The following is a 19016-nucleotide window of genomic DNA, read 5'->3' as shown; positions in this document are numbered from 1 at the left end:
GGAGCGTGGAAGCGGTGGTGATCTGAGTTTGCTGTCCTTCATTCCGAGCCCGTCGCAGGGCGTCTGGTACGTGGGACCAGTACCGATCCGCGCCTATGCTCTGTGCATCATCGCGGGGATTCTGGTCGCGGTGTTCTGGACCAGGCGCCGGTGGCAGGCCGCCGGGCACGATCCCGAGGACATCGTTGATGTCGCGATGTGGGCGGTGCCGTTCGGCATCGTCGGCGGCCGCTTGTATCACGTGGTCACCGACCCCGAGTTGTACTTCGCGGCCGGAGCGCAGCCCATCCGGGCGCTGTACATATGGGACGGCGGGCTGGGCATCTGGGGTGCGGTGGCGCTCGGCGGCGTCGGCGCGTGGATCGGTTGCCGCCGCCGCGGAATTCGGCTGCGGGACTTCGCCGATGCCCTCGCGCCCGGGCTGGCCGTCGCCCAGGCGATCGGGCGATGGGGCAACTACTTCAACCAGGAGCTGTACGGCGCACCCACCACCGTGCCGTGGGCGCTGTGGATTGACCCGGCCAACCGACCACCGGAAACCCCGGACATCGCGCTGTACCACCCGACATTCTTGTATGAGTCGCTCTGGGACGTCGGGGTGGCGGTGCTGCTGGTCTGGGCCAGCAAACGGTTCGCACTGCGCGACGGCCGATTGTTCGCCCTGTACGTCGCCTCATACACAGTCGGCCGGGCCTGGGTGGAGGCACTCCGCGTCGACCACGCGAACCACTTCCTCGGGCTGCGGCTCAACGACTGGACCTCGTTGCTCGTGTTCGTCGGCGCAGTGGCCTACCTGATACTGAGGCGTCCCCGGCCGACCGCAGAGACTGACCTGACATCAGCCACCGGCGTCGCGCCCTCTCCGCCGGCCCCCGCCGCGGGACCGAAGCCCCCGAAAGACCCCCCGGTCCGATGACGGAGGCCGCTCAGCCCGGACCGGCCGACGGCCGCCGTTTCGGCGGCGGATCGGCTCCCTGGCTGCTGCGCGAGCCGGCCCGGCCCCGGCGGGTCGCCTCGTCGCCGCGGGCGCCGTCGCTGGTCGTCGCAACCGTCTGTATCGGGGCATTCATCGGGCAGCTCGACGCCAGCATCGTCTCCATCGCACTGCCCGCCATCGGCCGCGACCTCGGCGGCACTATCGGACAGATCGAATGGGTCGCCCTTCCTATCTGCTGACCCTGGTCGCGCTGGTTGCCCCGATCGGCCAGCTGGCCGACTCGGTCGGCCGAAAACTGCTCTACACCTACGGGTTCGCCGTGTTCGGCGTCGCCTCCGTTGGCTGCGCGCTGGCCGGCAACCTGATCGTGCTGGACACCTTCCGGGTCCTGCAGGCGGTCGGCGCAGCGATGCTGCAGGCCAACAGCGTCGCCTTGATCAGTCTCGCCGTCCCCCGGGCCCGGCTGGGCCGGGCCGTCGGGGTGCAGGGCGCCGCCCAGGCCGTCGGTCTCGCGCTTGGACCGGCGGTCGGCGGACTGCTGCTCGAGTTCGGCAGCTGGCGGCTGCTGTTTGTCGTGAACCTGCCCGCCTCGGTCCTCGGCCTGATCACCGTATGGTTCTTCCTGCCCCGCAGCCGCTTCCTGGCACCTCACCGCGGCATGGACTGGACCGGGCTTGCCCTGTTCGTGCCCGCCGTCTCCGCCGTCATGCTCGGCCTGTCCCTGGCAGCCGAGGGCGCGGCACCTTGGATGCTCGGTGCCCTGGCCGTGGCCGCGCTGCTGCTGGGTGGGGGATTCGTGTGGCACGCCGGTCGCCACCCCAGCCCAGCCCTGGACATCACCCTGTTCCGCAGCGTCCCCTTCACCGTGGGCCTGGCCACCGGTCTGCTGTCCTACACCGCCACGTTCGGGCTGCTGTTCAGCGCCCCCGGCCTGTTGGAAACGGCATACGACCTCTCGCATGGCCAAGCGGGACTCACGCTGACCTGCCTACCCGCGGCCCTGGCCCTCACGGCGCCGCTGGCCGGCGGACTGGCCGACCGGATCGGAACGCGATGGGTCACCACCGCGGGCATGGTGCTGGCCACCGGCGGACTGCTGCTGATCACCCGCCAACCGGCGCTACCGGAACTGATGGCGGCCTTCGCGCTGGTCGGTGTCGGTATGGCGCTGTTCACTCCGGCCAACAACGCCACGATCATGAGTTCGGCACCGACCGACCGCGCCGGGACCGCCGCGGGCATCCTGAACATGACCCGCGGGATAGGCACCGCACTCGGCGTCGCGGCCGGAACCCTTGCGTTCACGGCCGCCGCCGGATCGGGTGACCCCACCACGGTCACCGCTGTGGACGCCGCCCGGGGCGGGGCTGTGACCGCCGCCGTCCTCGCCGGATTGACCCTGACCGCCGCCGTCATCACCGCCCTCCCCTCGCCCGGGAATATCCGGACACGCTGACCGCACCCGGCCCTCCCCCGAGGTCCTTTCTTCGACGTCGATGCTGGTGATCGCCTGTCGCCCGACGGGGAATAAATCTGACGGCACTCAGCTCTGAAGGTGCTCGGCGATTTCGGAGCGCCGATGCGCACGCAGCGGAATGGTCACCGTGAAGCGGGCGCCCTGACCGGGGCCGGGTGAGGAGGCGGTCACGTTTCCCCCGTGTCCGCGGGCGATGTCCCGGGCGATGGTCAGCCCGATGCCCGACCCGGCCGACCGGCGAGGCTGGCCCGGCGCCCGGTAGAAGCGCTCGAAGACCCGTTCGAGGTCCGCCTCGGCCAGACCCACCCCGGTGTCGGTCACCGAGACCTCGCCGCTCCGGGCGCCGGCGCGGGCGGCAATCGTCACGGCCCCGCCCGCCGCGGTGGCGAGCAGCGCGTTGCCGAGCAGGTTCGTCAGCACCTGGATGATCCGGTCGGGATCGGCGGTGACCGGCACCATCTGGTCGGCCTGGACGGTCAACGTGACCTGCGCGTCCCGGAACTGCGGGGCCAGCCGGGCGGCCGCACGACGAGCAAGGTCGGCGAGGTCCGCGTCGACCGGATGCAGATCCAGGCCCTGCTCCTGGGCCCGGGACAGACTGGAAAGGTCCTCGGCCAACCGGTGCAGCCGGCGCAGCTCGTCACTGAGCGACCCAAGGATGTCCGGAGTCGGCGCGAACACTCCATCGATCAGGCCCTCGACATATCCGTCCAGGGCGGTCAACGGCGTGCGCAGTTCGTGCGCGACATCGCCGAGCAGCCGAGTGCGGCGGGCCTCGGTGTCGGCCAGCGCGGAGCCCAGGGTGTTCACATCGGTGGCCAGCGCGGCCAGTTCCGGCTCCCTCGGCACCGGCACGCTGACTCGGTAGTCACCCGCCGCGATCCGCCGGGTGGCCGCCCGCACCGCGTGCAGCGGGCGCATCAGCCGGCGCGTGACGAACCAGGCCACGACGACGGCGGCCACCACGCTGGCGGTGAGCCCGACGGCCAGGGCCGTGGTGAGGGCGAACCGGAACGCGTCACGCAAACCGGCCTGCGCTCCGCCCCCCGACCCCGAGCCCATGCCGCCGTTGTTCATCATGCCGACCTGGCGATCGAACAGGGCCGGCGCAAGCAGCCACACCGTCAGGTACGCCACGACGGCTCCGACGGAAGCCACGAGGGCGTAGGACAAGAACAACCGCAGGGGCATCCGAATCGTCATCGAGGGCTGCCCACGAACTTGTAACCCACACCCCGAACGGTGGCGATCAGACGCGGGTCGGCGGCCGGGTCACCCAACCGCGACCGCAGGCTCCGGATGTGCACATCGACGACCCGCTCGTCGCCATAGAAGTCGTACCCCCACACCCGCTCGAGCAGTTGGGCGCGGGAGAAGACCCGTCCGGGCGCCCCGGCCAGTGCGGCCAGCAGGTCGAACTCCAGACTCGACAACGCCACCGGCGCTCCGTCGGCGTGAACCTCCCGACCCGCCAGATCGATCGATAGGCCCCGGAACCGCAGCACCACATCCTCTCCGGTTCGCCCGCCGCGATCCCGCCGGAGCACCGCCTTCACCCGGGCAGTGACCTCCCGCGGGCTGAACGGCTTGGTCACGTAGTCATCCGCCCCCACCGCGAGCCCGACGAGCTTGTCGACCTCCTCGGCCCGCGCGGTGACCAGAATGACGTACGCATCGCTCACGGCCCGCAACCGACGCAGAACCTCCAGACCGTCGATCCCCGGCAGCATCACGTCCAGCAGCACCAAGTCCGGCGGATCACGCCGGACCAGATCCACTGCGGTCTCCCCGTCCGCGGCGTCGACCACCTCGAACCCGTCGGCCTCCAGATACCCGCGTAACACGGTCCGGATGTGCGGCTCGTCGTCGACGACCAGAACCTTTCGCATGACCCTCCTTCGGCCCGATCCGCCAGCGTGGTCAGCCGGCCACCCATCCGCGGGACCACACCCTCCCTTGATACCCCCCTGGGTATCAGGTAACCTGATGGCATCCCTCGCATCCTCCGAGAGCCGCATTCGACAGTCTCCACCTCGAAAGGGCGAAACCTGATGTGCAGTCCTGCCACCTGCCCCTCCTGCGGCAAGGCCAGCTACACCGGATGTGGTCAGCATGTCGACCAGGTGCTGGCCGGCGTGCCCGCGCACCAACGCTGCAGCTGTCCCCCCGCTGCGCGATCCACCAGCGGCGGCTCTTTCCTGTCACGACTGTTCGGCCGCTGATCCGCTGACCGCTGTACTCGGGCAGCAGATCGACCGAAGTTCCCGGTCTTCGGTCGATGTGCTCGCCGGGCTCTGGGAAACGGTAAGCCGATCGAAATGTCGCAACGATCCACCGCGCCAGGTCGACAGGTGCATGCCCGACAGACCAGCAGCTCGGCCACCAGAACCGAGCTACCCATCTGGAGGTCGTCGCGCCAACCGGCTCAACCTCACCACCGAGACCCCCGACCCGACAACGCTGATGACCACCACCGTCGAGCCGAAGCATGTCCATCCCCAGGCGATCATCAAGGAACCTTCGCCTCGGCGCCACCTCACTACGCCTCGAGGCTTTGTCGATGGAAGAGTTGACGTTCAAGCAGCCCAGCATGGCCGACCGCCGATTCGCCTTATTGCTGGTTCTCGCGCAAGTCATCCTGTTGGCGGTGATCAGCGCGCTGCCTGGGCGCACCCACTGGCCGGTCCCTCCGGCCCTCCGCCGGGCCGGATACCTGGGCATTGCCGCCGGTGGTTGTCTCGCCGCGGTCGGGGCGGCGTCGTTGGATCGGGGGCTGACCGCGTTGCCCCTACCGAACGATCGAGCACAGTTGCGCACCGGGGGTCTCTACCGTTGGGTGCGGCACCCGATCTACAGCGGGCTGCTGATCGGCGCGGCCGCCCGTGCGGCCATCTCGGGAAACAGGTGGGCGCTGGTGTCATTCATGGCATTGGCCGGGTTGCTGACCGGGAAGGCCCAGTTCGAGGAGCGGCATCTCACCGCACGATTCCCCGGCTACGCAGAGTACGCAGCTCACACTCCGCGGTTCCTTCCAAGACTTCGACAGGGCGGCAAGCCCTAACACCAGCGGCCGCCCCGTCCCTCAATAGGGGGTCTTCGGACTTGATAGGGCTCCGGGCCTCCGACCTGCGGCGGCGTGTCGGGTGAGATGAGGGCTCGTGGCCTTCGAAACTGGTTGTTCTCTACGCAACCTGCCGAAGGACCACGAGCATGGACCAGAGTAGTTCGCTGCTGTTGGACATCGACGGGCTGGTCGTCGACCAGGTCGTCCGCGACGACGTCGGCCGACGGGTCGTGCACTGCTCGACCGACCCGCAGCTGGCCGGCTGGTGCCCGGAGTGCGGTGAGCAGTCGAGGTCGCCGAAGGCGTGGGTGACGACCCGCCCGCGGGACGTCCGGCTGGGCGAGGATCGGCCGATCCTGTTGTGGCGCAAACGGAAATGGCGCTGCCAGGTCGACAGCTGCGAGCGGAAGGTGTTCACCGAATGCCTACCCGAGCAGATCCCCGCCCGGGCCCGGATCACCACCCCGCGCCCGCCGGCTGGCGGCCGAGGCGATCGGCGACCACACCCGGCCGGTGTCCGGCGTCGCGGCCGAGTTCGGCATGGACTGGCGCATCGCGCACGACGCGTTCGTCGCCCACTCTGCCGCGGTGCTCCCCGACGCGCCGCCGCCGGTCACCGTGCTGGGCGTCGACGAGACCCGCCGCGGCAAGGCCCACTACGAGACCGACCCGACCACCGGGGCGAAGACCTGGGTGGACCGCTTCGACACCGGCCTGGTCGATCTGAGCGGCAACGGCGGGCTGTTCGCGCAGGTCAACGGCCGCACCAGCAAGGTCCTCATCGAGTGGCTGCAGGCGCAGGACCCGGACTGGCTCGCCAACATCACCCACATCTCGATGGACACGTCCGCGACGTACGCCCGGGCCGCCCGGCTGGCCCTGCCGAACGCTGTCGTGGTCGTGGACCGGTTCCACCTGGTCGCCCTGGCCAACAAGGCGGTCACCGACTACCGGCGGGAGTTGGCCTGGGCGCTGCGTGGCCGGCGGGGCCGCAAGAGCGACCCGGAATGGGCGCAACGGAACCGGCTGCTGCGCGCCGTGGAGACTCTCACTCCGGACGAGCTGGCCAAGGTGCGGGAAGCGATGCGCCGGGCCGACCCCTCCGGCGGCCTCGAGAAATGCTGGCAGGGCAAGGAACTGCTCCGCAAGCTGCTCAAGCTCGCCGGCACCAACCCCGACCGCGGACAGATCTTCAACGCGCTGACCGCGTTCTACCTGCACTGCGCCGACTCCGAGATCTCCCAGCTGCGCAGGCTCGCGTGGACGGTGCATGCCTGGCAGAACTCGATCATCGCCGGCCTGCACACCGGCATCAGCAACGGCCGCACCGAGGGCTACAACCGGATCGTCAAACACATCGGCCGGATCGCCTTCGGCTTCCGCAACCAGGACAACCAGAAGCGCCGGGTACGCTACGCCTGCACCCGGAAATCCCGGGCGTCAACCAGCCACGCGAAGCCCTGCTAACTCTGAAGAGCCTCAATAGGCAGCGAGGAGCCGCGGCCAAGGACAAGGGTCGGAGCACCGCTGGACCGGAGCGGGTGCGCGTCTTGGTGACTGGCCGCGGCAGCAACTCGTCATCAACCCCGATTCTCATCGGGGGTTGTGGACGTGTTCTGCCGCCAGCTTCCCTTACGTGCACAAACGGATCGCAGGTGCGGACAACATGTGCAAGACGCTACGGCCGGGTTCGATCCGCGCAGCGGTGTACGCGTGGGGGTCTGCACCGACCAAGTCGTTGATGGACAGACTCCGCGGCCGCTGACCTGGCGCTGGCATTCCAGGGCCCGCGGGGCCCGACGCTCGGCCAACCCCGGGCACCGGACGCAACGGCCGGCTGTCAGATGAACAGGAGTTGGGCCCCTTCGGTCTTCTCGATGAAGTCGGAGGCGCTGATGATGCCCTCGACCTGGTCGTAAAGGTCGTCCTCGGTGAGGTGGTTCATGTCGGCCGACATCCGGCAGGCCCAGAGATGACCGCCCGAGGCGACGATCTGTTCGAGGAACTCGGGGATCTCCGGGACGCCGACCTCGGCGATGGACTTCTTCAGCTTCGAGGTGGCCATCGCGGTCATCCATGGCAGGCCGCCGAGCCCCTGGGGCATGTGCGTTGCCGGGTTACCGAGCAGGGTGAACTGCAGATCGTTCATCGTCTTCTTGTTGATCATCTCGAAGCCCCAGAAGGTGAAGAACAGATGGGTTTCGATCCCCTCGCCGAGGGCGGCGTTGGCGAGCACCAGTCCCGGGTAGGCCATGTCCAGGGTGCCTTTGGAGCAGATGATGGCGAGCTTGCGGCCGTTGTTTTCGGTGTCGAATTGCGGAACGATCGCGGGTGCGGTTTCGGTGGTAGTCATGGGGATCTCTCCGGGCTTGTAGGGGTCGACGTCACTGTTCGTCAGACGCAGCCGTGTGGCTTGGGCAGTCCCGCGATGTAGGCCATCTTCTTGGCGGGTTTGCCGGGGAAGAGCTTGAACAGGTCCTTCACCGGTATTCCGCCCGAGGTCGAGACTCGGCGGATGGTCGGTGTTTCGCCCTTGACCGCGTAGTCGTCGCGCAGGAAGTGAATTGCCTTCCAGTGCGGTTCGGTGAGGGTGATTCCGATCTGGGCGGCGAGCGTGTCGCCCAGCTGCTCGTTCCATTCGGTGGGGTCGGTGAGGAATCCCTCGTCGTTGACGTGGATCTGGCGTCCGTCCAGGGTGGTGACAGGCATGGTGTTCGCTCCTTAGTGTTCGGTGTTCTTGCCGGCCATCGACATGTGTGACGGCAACGGAATGGGCCGGCCCGGGAGCAGGACATTCCAGTACATCCACCGGAACGCAAGCTTGCCAAGGTGGTTCGCCCTGGTCTCCTCGAGCAGGCTGAACGGGCCGACGACCGGCACGGGGTACTTGCCGGTCATCGGTTCGGTGTCGTAGTTGAAGTCGATCAGCAGGCCCTTGCCATTGCCCGATTCGATGAAGCAGTTCGCGTGCCCGTCGAACGCGCCGGTCATCGGCTTACCGGCAACCAGTTGCAGGAAGTTGTTGCAGAAGATCTCGACCGAGAAGTGCGCCACGGAGCCGGCCTTCGAGGCCGGGATGTCGGAGGCATCGCCGACGGCGAAGATGTTCGGATAGACCGTGGATCGCAGCGTCTTCTTGTTCACCGGAACATAGTTCAGTTCGTCACCCAGCCCGGAGCGAGCGATGAAATCGGCGCCCATGTTCAGCGGAATCGTGACCAGCAGGTCGAACGGGATTTCCCGTTCGTCATAGGAAACCAGCTTTTTCGTGTCCGAGTCGATGCGTTCGACCAGGAAGTCAGTCTCGACCGTGACCTTTCGCTCGTCCAGCATCGTGCCCAGTCTCGCCGAGGAGATGGGTTTGGTGAAGGCGCCGGACAGCGGTGTCACATACACCATCTCGACCCGATCCCGGATGCCCCGGCGGCGGAAGTAATCGTCGGCGAGGAAGGTGAACTCCAGCGGCGCGACCGGGCATTTGATCGGCATATCGGTGATGTGCACAACGAACCGGCCACCGTCGAAACCTTCCAATGCCTTCGCGAGCGCCAGCGCACCGTCGAGGCTGTAGAAGTCGAAGATGCTCTTTCGCCATTGTTCACCGAGCATTCCCGGTGACGTGTGTCTGACTTAATGACGCATTTCGGCGTTTGATTAGCCAACATCGTCGGGCTCCGGGGCGGGTGGTTGGTGTTGGTCGTTCCGGTGCTCGCGGTGCCAGGTTAGCCGTCGTTGGCGGGCGGTTTCCAGGCCGGCCTGGCGGGCCTTGCGGATCTGGGCTCCTCGTCCTTGGTGTTCGTCGTTGGGACAGACGTAGCCGATGCCCTGGTGCAGCCGGACCCCGTTATAGTGCGCCCGCACCTGGTCCAGTTCGGCACGCAGCGTAGCCGGGTCGCGGATGGCCAGGAGGTGCGGGTACTCGGCCTTGAGGTGCCCGTTGAGGCTCTCGATCCACGCCTGGTCGGTCGGTGTGCCGGGCCGGCCGAAGTGCTGGGCGATCGCGCACAACGCCATGAACTCGCGGGTCGACCCGGAGGTCATCTGCGGGCCGTTGTCCGAGATCGCCAGCAGGATCGGCCGGTGCTCGTCGTCGACGCCCAGGTCGACGCGGCCGTCGTCGTGCCGGGCGTCGACCAGCTGTAGCAGCCCCTCGGCGTGCAGGGCGCGGGTGAAGCCGACCTGCACCTGCGTCGAGGTCTCCTCGGCCGACACGACCGTGCTCAGCCACTTGCGGGAGACCAGGTCCTCCACGATCAGCACCGCCATCCCGGCCCTGGTGAAGTGCGTTGTGTCGTAGATCCACAGACTGTTCGGCTTGTACTCGGCCCATTCCGGGAACGGCCGCTTGGAGCTGCGGCCGGGCTTGGGCAGCGGCCGGAAGTGCTTGTCCGCCAGGAACAACACTCGCCGCACCGTTGATGGTGACACCCATACCCGGCCCAGGTAGGAGCCCCGGTGGGCCAGCTTGCGATGACTGCGGTCGGTCTCGCCCCACTCGTCGAACAAGGCCAGGACCGCGGCCACCTCATCGTCGAGCAGGCCGTGCATCGGCGACCCGCCCGGCGGCGAGTCGGCCAACCGTCCCTCGGCTCGGCGGTCCAACCAGCGGTACGCGCGTCGCTCGGGCAGCTCCAGTACGCCGCACGCGTCGCGTAGGGACCAGCCGGCGTCCAGCGCCTGGTCCAGCAGCGTGAGCAGCTGATCCTTGATGGCCGCCTCGACGCGGCGCGGGACCCGGCCATCTAGGCCCAGCCGCCTTTTCCCTCGACCAGGGTGAGCTTGACCGCCATCTGCTTGACCGCCTCGGACAGCCGGGCGATCTCGGCTTTCGCGGCCTCCATCTCGTAGTCCCGCTGCGCCGCCGCGACGCCGGGCTTGGACGCAGCGAGCGCGGCCAACGCACCCTCCTTGGCGACGGTGCGTATCCGCATGATCGTTGATCGGTCGACCTGCTGCTGCTCGGCGGCCTCGGCGATCGTCACCTCCTGCCGGACCAGTTGCAGCCAGATCTCGTACTTCTCCGAGGGCGTCAGGAACCGCTTGGTGCGCCGGCCGGCACGGTCCTTGCCACGATCGGGTTGGGTCATCTTCGGATCCTCCGAGACGGGTCGAAGGAGTCGTCGGATGTTGGCTGATCAACACGCCGATCTCTGACACGAAGTCAGAAGCAAAACACCGGTGTCTGGTCGGGGCGGGGCGCCACGCCCGTGGCGATGACCAGATAGTCGTACGGCAACGATCGGCCGTTGGTCAATGAGACAGTTCCAGCGGCGGCATCGATGACGTCGACCTCGCCGACGACGAAGTCGACCCCGTCGGGCAGAAAGGCATGCCGCGACCGGGTGACCTGATCAGGCGTGTAGGTACCGAACGGCAGGAACAGGTACCCGGGCTGGTAATGGTGCGCATCGTCCTGGTCGACGATCGTGATCTCGCACTGCGCGGCGGCTAACGCCCGCCGCAGCTTGTTCACGATCATCGTTCCGGCGGTACCTCCGCCCAATACCAACAGTCGCTTCACCACAACATCTCCTCAGTGGGCCGTCGGTGGCCCGTTTCCGGCCGTCGGCAGCATCGACTGCATTGGCCGCGCGCCTGTCAATTCAGTGCCGCCGCCGTAGCGGCGAGAGCGATCTCGATGTCTGCCGGCTCGGTCAGCGTGTTGTGCACCGTGCAGTGCGACGCCACCGCCAGGAACGCGTCGCGCCGTTCGGCCGGCAGATCAGCGGGCGGAGTCACCACGATGATGATGCGGAGGACCCGGGTCGGCCTCCCGCCGATCTCGTAGCTCGCCGACACCGTCAGGCCCGCAGCATCGATCTGATGCCGCGCCAGGTAGCGGCGCGCATAGAAAGCGACGCAGCTGGCCAGTCCCGCGACGAACAATTCGGTGGGCGTCGGAGCCGTGTCCGTCCCACCGGCCTCCGCCGGCTGGTCGACCAGCAGGGTGTGGCCCCGCACATCGACCGCGAAGCGGTCACCATCCAGATGGCGGACAGCCAACTCTTCCCTCATGACCGAGGTCCTCTCGACAGCCGCGTCGGGCCTGCGCTGCCTCAGCCACGCCCTCAACGAATACCCCCAACGGTATTCTGCCCACGCCTGCCGCACCATGGACTAAAGGCCCGAGTCCCGCCCTTTCCCGTGACGCTCACCGTGCCCCGCGCGCCTATGCCATTCATCCAGGCAGAGCTACCCGAGCCCGGGCCGCCTTGCTCCGAACCCGGTTCGTAGGAGACTTCTGAATCTCAGGTCGGGGGCGGCCGCGCCCGGCCGGTTCGCCGAAGCGCAGCACCATCCGCCCGATACGCCCCGAGAGCTGTGGCGGCGTGCTCCACGGCAGTTGACGTCGCTCAGCTCGGCACCAGCGCCCGGGTACCCAGCGGCGACACCCGTGGGATGGGTAACGGGACGGGGATGGGAGCCGGGTACCTACCAGCGCCGCCGCCAAAGCGAGCCCGGCAAGCCCCTGCGTGGGCTTTACCGCCCATGAACGCGAAGCCCACCACAGCCAAACCGGCAGTGATCCACAGCTCAGTCAGAACAGGACCTTCGGCCATGTGGCACGGATCGCATCGGGCCGATGATTCAATCATGACTGGTGCAATAGCGGTTGAAACGACACCCACCCGCGCCAAGAATCTCACGGGCGCCGAGCTGTTGGCGGTGGCGGCGGACCCGATCCGGTGGACCCTGCTGACCCAGCTGGCTGTCAGCGCGTCGTGTGTGTGCAACCTGCACACACGCCTGCCGATCGCGGCGAACCTGCTCAGCTACCACCTGAAGGTGCTGCGGGAGGCCGGCCTGGTCACCGCGAGCCGCCGTGGTCGGTGGATCGACTACGCCCTGGCCCCGGACGCCCTCGACCGGTTGCACGCCGCGCTGCCCGGCGCCATCACACCGGGCCCGGTGCCGTGATGAGCCTGGCCGAACGGGTCCCCACCACCCACCGCGGTCAGGTCCTCACCCTGACGGCCGCGGCGGCGGCCTGGGTCACGGCGTACTGGGTGAACGGCTGGCTATGGGATGCGTTGTTGTACAACGGGTTCGGCATGGACCCGGACGCCCGGTTGACCGGCACCGTGCACTTCTTCCTGTACGACACGGTCAAGATAGCGCTGCTGCTGGTCGCGATCATCTTCATCGTCACCGTGCTGCGGTCCTACATGAGCATCGAACGCACCCGCGCCCTGCTCGGCGGCAAACGCCAAGGCGTCGGCAACGTGATGGCCGCCGGGCTCGGGGTGGTCACCCCGTTCTGCTCCTGCAGCGCCGTCCCGGCGTTCATCGGGTTCGTCGCCGCGGGCGTGCCGATCGGGGTCACGTTGAGCTTCCTGATCGCCAGCCCGATGGTCAACGAGATCGCCATCGGTATGCTGTTCAGCCTTTTCGGCTGGCAGGTCACCGCCATCTACATCGGCGCCGGACTCATCGTCGCGATCGTCGCCGGCTGGGTCCTGGGTCGCCTCGGCGTGCAGAAATGGGTCGAACCATTTGTGTTCGAAACCAAGCTGAACGGGCAGGTCATCGACTCCTCCGCCGGGTTGACTTTCGATCAGCGCATCCAGATGGGCATGGAGGAAGTCGTGACCATCCTGCGCAAGATCTGGCCCTACCTGCTGGTCGGGATCGGGCTCGGCGCGGTCATCCACGGGTGGGTGCCCACCGACTTCTTCACTACCTACGCCGGGCCCGGGAACCCCTTCGGCGTCCTGGTCGCCGTCGCCATCGGGGTGCCGTTGTATTCGAACGCCGCCGGGATCATGCCGCTGGTGGAGGCCCTGTACGACAAGGGCCTGCCGATGGGAACCTTGCTCGCGTTCATGATGGCCGTAGTCGCGCTCAGCCTGCCCGAACTGATCCTGCTGCGCCGGGTGCTCAAGCCGCCGCTGCTCGCCGCGTTCATCGGCGTCACCGCCACCGGCATCGTGATCATCGGCTACCTGTTCAACCTCATCCTTACCTGACCCCGATCCTTACCTGACCCCGCAAAACCCACCTCCCGAAAGGACTCTCCTGATGATCATCAAGGTGCTCGGCCCCGGCTGCACCAACTGCGTCAACCTCGAACGCGTCACTCGGCAGGCCGTCGACGCGCTCGGCGTGGACGCCACCATCGAGAAGGTCACCGACTACCCCACCATTGTCGGGTACGGCGTGATGGCCACCCCCGCCCTCGTGGTCGACGAGAAACTCGTGCTGTCCGGCCGCGTCCCCACGGCCGCCCAGGTCCGCGAACTCCTTACCCCGCTGGCCGTCTGATCACCCCGCGGACGGGGACTCGGCCGTTAGCGCACGAGCGGAAGGGTGGTCCGCGCGGGTGCGCCGCGGGTCATCCCAGTCGCCCTTCCCAGCGTGAGGAAGCCTGATGGCGTTGTCGCGGCCGATCTCGCGATCAAGCTTCGGGCACGACGAGCGAGTCGAACCATTCGCCGGCTTGAGGGCTACCCGGGCAGAGCCGGTGCACTCCCGGAGTGGCCCACACCGGCTCCCGCCTCGTCCCCCGACAAGCGGGGCAAATTGGACAATACCGGCGGTCGGCGCCGGACCGGCCGGCCGATTCGGAACATCACCGGATCGGCGCACGACGAAATATCCACCGCCGTCGGACTCACCCGCTCGGACGCTGCGTTCAGTCCCCACCTCGAAGGATCCCCGACGTCCGCCCCGAACCGGACAAAAGGGACAGGCAGGGCGGCGACCTACGGCGTCGCGCCGGGGTACGGTTTGAGGTGTGACCGGTGGTCACACCCGGTGTTGACCGCGCTGTGCGCAGGCCCCGCCGTCGCGATCGAGGCCGTTGACGCCGGGGCTCGCGCTTGACCGACAGCCTGCGTCGCGTCGCATCCGGAGAGCCGGCACACCCCATGATCCCCGACACCAGGTTCTCCACGACTCCCTTCGACTCGGGATCCGAGGCGTGGCAGAAGTCAGGTGAGAACCCATAGTGGGATGCGAATCTGACGTACGCGGCGGTCGGCACGACCACGTTCGCGACGACCCCGCCCTTCAAGCAGGCCATCCGGTCGGCCAACAACTTGCCCGGCACCCCGCCGATCACCGCGAGCGTGTCCGCGACCAGGGCCATCGTGGTCGTGGCCCGTTCGTCGGTGGCGAAAGCCACGTACCGCCACCGTGACCAGCCAGCACCGCGCAGAACAGGTGCAGCTCGTGATCCAAGGGGGTCCAGTCGATCACCAGGTACTCGCCCGGTGTCCACACCGCCGGTCGCCGACCCCGGTGATGATCCCGCCGCCACAGCTGCTTCTGCTCAGCGACCAGCCGGCGAAAGTTACGCGCCGACCCCTGGTAGCCGGCCGCCCGGCCACCGGCAGCAGCCGCTTCGCCGAAACCCGCCCGTGCGACTTGTCGACCCGCTGGAAGACCAGATCCGTCACCTCGTCGAAGTTCCGGGGCCGGGCCCTGACCGGCGGCGCCGCGACCGGTCCACCGGCCTGAGCGCGTTCGATCACCCGGCGCACCGTCTTGTGCGTCACCCCGCACATCTCGGCCGCGGCTCGATACGTGCCCACCATCTGGTAGGCGGCAATGATTCATTCGGTCCCTCGCTGACAGCATGGGAATCCCCTGGGCGGTGCGGTGACTGGTTGGCACCGCCACCGTCACCGCCCAGGGCCTAAAGCTCCCGTCCGACACGACGAGCGACACAGTGGGGATCTTCTACCTGGCCACCAACGGGGACCTCACCTGGCCACCAGCGGGGACTTTTCCATCGCGAACAACGACAGCGACTGGCCGGCATGGTGGACCGGTTCACCAGCATGCTCGACTGCGTCGACGTCGGTTTCCTGCCCGACGGGATCCTCGACCAACTCCCGACCGCCCCGCAGATCGGGACGACCCGGGTCGGGGCATCGACCTGAACCGACCCCGGCGGGGAAGGCGGTGGTGACACCCGACGCTCACGACTCCTGGCACTCCGAAAAGTTCTGATGCCCAGGCATCCACATTGACCGTTTTGGGTAAACTGAGCCGAACGTCCGATCCACTGGCTTGACCGGCGTGGACGATGGGGGCACCGTGCAGCTGCATCACTTAAAGGCGTTCCTCGTTCTCGCCCAGGAATTGAATTTTCGACGGGCGGCAGAAAGGTTGGCCCTGACCCAACCCGGGCTATCGGATCAGATACGACAACTGGAACGGGAGCTCAGGGTCGCCCTGTTCCGTCGCGACCGTTCGGGGACCCGGCTGTCTCCGGCCGGTCGCCGGTTGTTGCCGATGGCCTCCGATGCCGTCGGATCGGTTGAGGACCTGATCAGTGCCGCGCACGCCATGAGGCCGTCAGGTCTTCAGCGGTCGTCACCCGTGCTGCGGGTCGGCATGGTGGTCGACGGAATCGGCGATGGCACATGGCCGCTGCTCCAGGCGTTTCACCAGTTGCGGCCGGAGGTCCGCCTCGACATTCGATCACTGAGTTTTATCGAGGGAAGCGTGGCCATCGATCGCGGAACGGTGAACGTCGTCCTGAAAATGGGGCCGTCGAACGATACCGAGCTTCAGCAGGTCATTCCGATTCGCGATGACCAGATGTCTGCGATCGTCCCGGCGAACAGCCCGCTGACGCGGGAGGAAACCGTCGAACTCGAAGTAGTGGCCCGGCGGATGACGTTTCAAACGCCGATCGAACTGGGTGATCGATACAGCAGGCATTGGACGCTTCGAAAGATGCGTGACGCCGCTCCGTCGAGGTCGCTGTCCGTCCTGCGTGACGGCCCGAGCGACTCCGACCTCTACAGCCTGGTCAACCGGTTCATGCAGATCGGTGGGGTGGCGCTGTGGCCGGCCGGCCTGCCGGTGCCGTCGGGAGTGCGTTGTGTCGAACTACCCTTGGACCGCCCCTTTCACTCACCGCGCGAGATAGTGATCAACCGCCGCAGCGACCACGCCCTTGCCTTTGCCGCGTGCTGGCCGGATTTCGACCCGTCGTCGTACCGCCCGGAATGAGGCCGGCGCCAGGCAGACGCTGATAGCAGTCTTCGATCAGCCCGATCATTGCCGACATCGCGAGGCCCCGCGAGCATGGGCACGGGCAATTCTGCGGTCGACGGAGAGAAGGACGGAATGACCCCGGGAAGCAGGGCGCGCACGGTACATGACATTGTGCGCTTCCGGACGCGAATCATCGAAGCAGGAACGCTGGGCCGCATCGTCGAGGTTGATGACCACGGGCCGGCTTGTTACACCATGCAGTTCGAACTGCGGAATTTGAACGGCGCCACGATCACAGTGCCGCACTTGACCGAGTACGACGTCAAGTTGGCCTGAGTGAATGGCAAGGTTCGCGATGTCGGCTAAGCCGGAGAAGCATGAGCCCTGCCCTTTGTGGCGGCGACTGAGCGCCACGCCGCGGTCGTCGCGGCTCTTACGCTGACCGTCGCCTTCGCCGTTCCCAGGGCGGCGACTCCGCTTCCACGGCGCAGGCCGACGCCGGCGCTCATGTTCAACTGGCTTTGTCGCTCGATCGCTCGTGTCGTGTTGGAGGGGCATCACATGAGAGTCATCCGAGGCGCAGCAAGGCACAGCCGGAGATGCATGAGCCCGGCCCTCTCCCAGGCGGGCGGTCTACGTGGCAGTTCACCTTCGAGATCCTGCGAGCAGCGCTGTGGCGATCCTCGACTTGCTCACCGCCCGCTCGACCACGGTCGTCGAGGCGGGCGACGGACTGCGCCGCGCATACCCCGACTGGCAGCCCGTCGGCCGCTGCGGCCCCGTGGTCGTCGTCGACCTCAGGCCGACGCACACAGCGGGGGTGGAACGAAGCCGTGGCAAGCCACCGAGGTCAGTCTGGATCCATCCAGGAAAGAGGTCCCTCATGCACCAGCGCATCCCCACGATCCGCACGATGCTCCTCGGAGCCGCGGACGCGTGACGGCGGCCATGGGAAGCTGCCCATGGGCGGCCACGAAAGTGCCCGCTGATGGCCACGAGTTTTCACGCGTTGTCGACAAGCGTCGCGGAAATGGATCCCGTCCACGCCGTCGTCCGCTGCTGCCCCTCGCCTGAACCATGGCCACCATCCCATGTCAATTCGAAGCGTTGAATGAGCCAGCACGAGAGATCTGACTTCCTGGATCAGTGATTCATCCCTGGCGGTGACCATACTCGTCGCCTTGTAACCGTGCCTGACGGGCTGTTTTCCGTCCGGTGCCGGCGCGGTTTCATCCGGACGGCGTGGTCGGTGTGACACCCGCGGTCGGAGCGCCCCGACCCGCCCGAACGGGTCGGCTTACCCCCGTGTGCCGCCGGGTCGACCGCCCCGCACCGGCCGGATCACTACCCGCTCCTCTTGTTGGCCTCCCGTCGCGGATCGGACCCTGCGGACGGGTCAGCGTGTCGTAGACAGGTGGTCGGGTTGGCAGATCCTCGACTCCTGGCCCAGCTTCAGACGGATCACGGTCAATACCGCGAACTACGACAATTCTCGACGCGGTCATGACCGCCGGCCGCCCCTCATGCGGTGCCGGTGGTGACCAGGCGGTCCGGCCCAGAAGGCCGGTGACCTTCGACCCCGTCCTCGGACGGGGGGCGGCGGGTTAATCGACGGATGTTCGTGGCTGCACAGGTCGGGTTGGGAGCGACGCCGTTGGTGGTGGCCCGGCGGGGCCTGGCCGCCTACGCGGCGGACCTGGCCGCGCTGCGTCATGACTCGAAGTCGCGTTGCACACTGTTCTGGACTCGGTCGGCGGCAGGCCCGGGTCTGTCATGCCGATCGAGGTGTTGAGCGCTCCGGTCCGGCACCACGCCGGAGCCACGATGATGCCGGTGCGGTGGCTGCGCCGCACCGCCCCACCCGATGAGAAGCCGCTGTTGGACGCGAACGTGGAAGTCGTGAGCACCGGTCATGGCACGGTCGAGTTGATGGTGGTGGCCAGTTACCGACCGCCGCCCCCCGCTGCCGACCCGGCGGCCGGACAGCGGTTGGCCGAACGCATGCTGCGGACGTTGCTGCTGGGGATGGCGGCGACCATTCGCGCGGCGGCGTCCGACGGATCGGCCACCACCGGTCGTCACTCACTCCCCTGGTGAACCGGACGTTTCCCGGCGGGTGCGCACCGTGTCAGTCATCCGGTCGAACAGATCGGACGCGTCGTCGAGGTGCCGGTCGAAGATCTCGATGAACTGCCGGATAGTGCGCCGTCCCCGCGCGGTCAGGGAGACGATCACCGCACGGTGGTCGCTGTCGACGCCATGGCGGCGCCGACTGATCAGTTCGGCCAGCTCCAGCCGGTCGATGAGTTTGCTGATGCCGCCACTGGACAATCCGGTCAGTTCGGCCAGTTCAGCGGGCCTGGCCGGCCCGTCGAGTTCGAGGTGGCACAGGACCAGGACGGGCAGGTTCGAGGCGAACTCACCGTCCGGGGCGACCTCCGCGAGGGCGTCGGAGACGATCCGCCCGAACGAGGCCAGCAACATGAGAAGCCGGCCGGTGGCCGCCCGTCGGGGGGGCAGTGCGTTCACGGTCATCCTGAAGATCGAGGCGTTGACTAAACGGAGGTTAACCCCGGCAAGGTCCACTC

Annotated in this window: 19 protein-coding genes and 4 pseudogenes; 12 read left to right on the top strand and 11 right to left on the bottom strand. The window is 67.5% G+C overall.

Annotated features, from left to right (window positions below):
* Nucleotides 1-28: 28 nt before the first annotated feature.
* The 3 genes from lgt to NAMU_RS12740 are packed head-to-tail and all read left to right on the top strand — an operon-like array spanning nucleotide 29 to nucleotide 2393.
* A complete protein-coding gene (lgt, locus tag NAMU_RS12745; protein ID WP_015747805.1) occupies nucleotides 29-916 on the top strand; it encodes a prolipoprotein diacylglyceryl transferase in 888 nt (295 codons plus the stop codon).
* Complete coding sequence (locus NAMU_RS27405; RefSeq protein WP_052307927.1) at nucleotides 913-1176, top strand: hypothetical protein; 264 nt, start codon at nucleotides 913-915, stop codon at nucleotides 1174-1176. The genes lgt and NAMU_RS27405 overlap by 4 nt, the downstream gene beginning before the upstream one ends.
* Complete coding sequence (locus NAMU_RS12740) at nucleotides 1152-2393, top strand: MFS transporter (protein ID WP_052307926.1); 1242 nt, start codon at nucleotides 1152-1154, stop codon at nucleotides 2391-2393. The genes NAMU_RS27405 and NAMU_RS12740 overlap by 25 nt, the downstream gene beginning before the upstream one ends.
* Nucleotides 2394-2480: 87 nt before the next feature.
* On the opposite strand, the gene NAMU_RS12735 is transcribed toward NAMU_RS12740, so the two are convergent.
* Nucleotides 2481-3572, bottom strand: a complete 1092-nt coding sequence (locus tag NAMU_RS12735; protein ID WP_217180847.1) for a sensor histidine kinase — start codon at nucleotides 3570-3572, stop codon at nucleotides 2481-2483.
* 41 nt (nucleotides 3573-3613) lie between these two features.
* Nucleotides 3614-4303, bottom strand: coding sequence for a response regulator (locus NAMU_RS12730; protein WP_015747803.1), 690 nt, complete (start codon nucleotides 4301-4303; stop codon nucleotides 3614-3616).
* Nucleotides 4304-4902: 599 nt separating this feature from the next.
* Between NAMU_RS12730 and NAMU_RS27400 the strand changes: the two genes are divergently transcribed.
* Together NAMU_RS27400 and NAMU_RS12715 are read left to right on the top strand one after the other, a co-directional pair.
* A complete protein-coding gene (locus tag NAMU_RS27400) occupies nucleotides 4903-5475 on the top strand; it encodes a methyltransferase family protein (RefSeq protein ID WP_052307925.1) in 573 nt (190 codons plus the stop codon).
* A gap of 87 nt (nucleotides 5476-5562) precedes the next feature.
* Nucleotides 5563-6945 (top strand): annotated as a pseudogene (locus tag NAMU_RS12715) (ISL3 family transposase).
* A 373-nt stretch (nucleotides 6946-7318) separates the two neighbouring features.
* Here the strand turns inward: NAMU_RS12715 and NAMU_RS12710 are convergent.
* The 7 genes and pseudogenes from NAMU_RS12710 to NAMU_RS12680 form a co-directional block, all read right to left on the bottom strand.
* Nucleotides 7319-7831, bottom strand: coding sequence for a DsrE/DsrF/DrsH-like family protein (locus tag NAMU_RS12710; RefSeq protein WP_015747800.1), 513 nt, complete (start codon nucleotides 7829-7831; stop codon nucleotides 7319-7321).
* Nucleotides 7832-7872: 41 nt separating this feature from the next.
* Nucleotides 7873-8187: a TusE/DsrC/DsvC family sulfur relay protein gene (locus NAMU_RS12705; RefSeq protein ID WP_015747799.1), complete on the bottom strand. Its 315-nt coding sequence runs from the start codon at nucleotides 8185-8187 to the stop codon at nucleotides 7873-7875.
* 12 nt (nucleotides 8188-8199) lie between these two features.
* Nucleotides 8200-9096: pseudogene (locus tag NAMU_RS12700) on the bottom strand (type III sulfide quinone reductase, selenoprotein subtype); the annotation flags it as partial.
* A gap of 36 nt (nucleotides 9097-9132) precedes the next feature.
* A complete protein-coding gene (locus NAMU_RS12695) occupies nucleotides 9133-10056 on the bottom strand; it encodes an integrase core domain-containing protein (protein WP_015747798.1) in 924 nt (307 codons plus the stop codon).
* 164 nt (nucleotides 10057-10220) lie between these two features.
* Nucleotides 10221-10565 (bottom strand): hypothetical protein, encoded by a 345-nt coding sequence (locus NAMU_RS12690; RefSeq protein WP_015747797.1) that lies wholly within the window; start codon nucleotides 10563-10565, stop codon nucleotides 10221-10223.
* Between the two features lie 89 nt (nucleotides 10566-10654).
* A pseudogene (locus NAMU_RS12685) lies at nucleotides 10655-10999 on the bottom strand (FAD-dependent oxidoreductase); the annotation flags it as partial.
* A gap of 77 nt (nucleotides 11000-11076) precedes the next feature.
* Nucleotides 11077-11493 carry an OsmC family protein gene (locus NAMU_RS12680; RefSeq protein WP_015747796.1) on the bottom strand — a complete coding sequence of 139 codons (417 nt, stop codon included), beginning with the start codon at nucleotides 11491-11493 and terminating at the stop codon, nucleotides 11077-11079.
* Nucleotides 11494-12072: 579 nt separating this feature from the next.
* On the opposite strand from NAMU_RS12680, the gene NAMU_RS12675 reads away from it, so the two are divergent.
* From NAMU_RS12675 to NAMU_RS12665, 3 genes are read left to right on the top strand one after another with little or no spacing between them, the layout of a single operon-like run.
* Nucleotides 12073-12396: an ArsR/SmtB family transcription factor gene (locus NAMU_RS12675; RefSeq protein WP_052308183.1), complete on the top strand. Its 324-nt coding sequence runs from the start codon at nucleotides 12073-12075 to the stop codon at nucleotides 12394-12396.
* Nucleotides 12396-13445, top strand: a complete 1050-nt coding sequence (locus NAMU_RS12670) for a permease (protein WP_015747794.1) — start codon at nucleotides 12396-12398, stop codon at nucleotides 13443-13445. The genes NAMU_RS12675 and NAMU_RS12670 overlap by 1 nt, the downstream gene beginning before the upstream one ends.
* A 52-nt stretch (nucleotides 13446-13497) precedes the next feature.
* Nucleotides 13498-13740 (top strand): thioredoxin family protein, encoded by a 243-nt coding sequence (locus tag NAMU_RS12665; protein WP_015747793.1) that lies wholly within the window; start codon nucleotides 13498-13500, stop codon nucleotides 13738-13740.
* 619 nt (nucleotides 13741-14359) lie between these two features.
* On the opposite strand, the pseudogene NAMU_RS28300 reads toward NAMU_RS12665, so the two are convergent.
* Nucleotides 14360-15057, bottom strand: a pseudogene (locus NAMU_RS28300) (helix-turn-helix domain-containing protein); the annotation flags it as partial.
* Between the two features lie 182 nt (nucleotides 15058-15239).
* On the opposite strand from NAMU_RS28300, the gene NAMU_RS31420 reads away from it, so the two are divergent.
* The 4 genes from NAMU_RS31420 (at nucleotide 15240) to NAMU_RS12645 (ending at nucleotide 18525) form a co-directional block, all read left to right on the top strand.
* Nucleotides 15240-15362 (top strand): hypothetical protein, encoded by a 123-nt coding sequence (locus NAMU_RS31420; protein WP_015747792.1) that lies wholly within the window; start codon nucleotides 15240-15242, stop codon nucleotides 15360-15362.
* Between the two features lie 139 nt (nucleotides 15363-15501).
* Entirely contained in the window at nucleotides 15502-16443 is a 942-nt protein-coding gene (locus NAMU_RS12655) for a LysR family transcriptional regulator (RefSeq protein ID WP_041368841.1), read from the top strand.
* Between the two features lie 75 nt (nucleotides 16444-16518).
* Nucleotides 16519-16764, top strand: a complete 246-nt coding sequence (locus tag NAMU_RS29260) for a hypothetical protein (RefSeq protein ID WP_015747790.1) — start codon at nucleotides 16519-16521, stop codon at nucleotides 16762-16764.
* 1437 nt (nucleotides 16765-18201) lie between these two features.
* Nucleotides 18202-18525: a hypothetical protein gene (locus NAMU_RS12645; RefSeq protein ID WP_041368837.1), complete on the top strand. Its 324-nt coding sequence runs from the start codon at nucleotides 18202-18204 to the stop codon at nucleotides 18523-18525.
* Here NAMU_RS12645 and NAMU_RS12640 read toward each other — a convergent pair.
* The gene (locus tag NAMU_RS12640; RefSeq protein ID WP_015747788.1) at nucleotides 18511-19014 is read right to left on the bottom strand and encodes a MarR family winged helix-turn-helix transcriptional regulator; all 504 of its coding nucleotides are present in this window, start codon (nucleotides 19012-19014) and stop codon (nucleotides 18511-18513) included. The two genes, NAMU_RS12645 and NAMU_RS12640, sit on opposite strands and share 15 nt — an antisense overlap.
* Nucleotides 19015-19016: the final 2 nt, after the last annotated feature.

It is taken from the genome of Nakamurella multipartita DSM 44233 (genome assembly GCF_000024365.1).
GTDB classification, from domain to species: Bacteria; Actinomycetota; Actinomycetes; order Mycobacteriales; family Nakamurellaceae; genus Nakamurella; species Nakamurella multipartita.
This window is presented reverse-complemented; position numbering and strand designations above follow the sequence as displayed.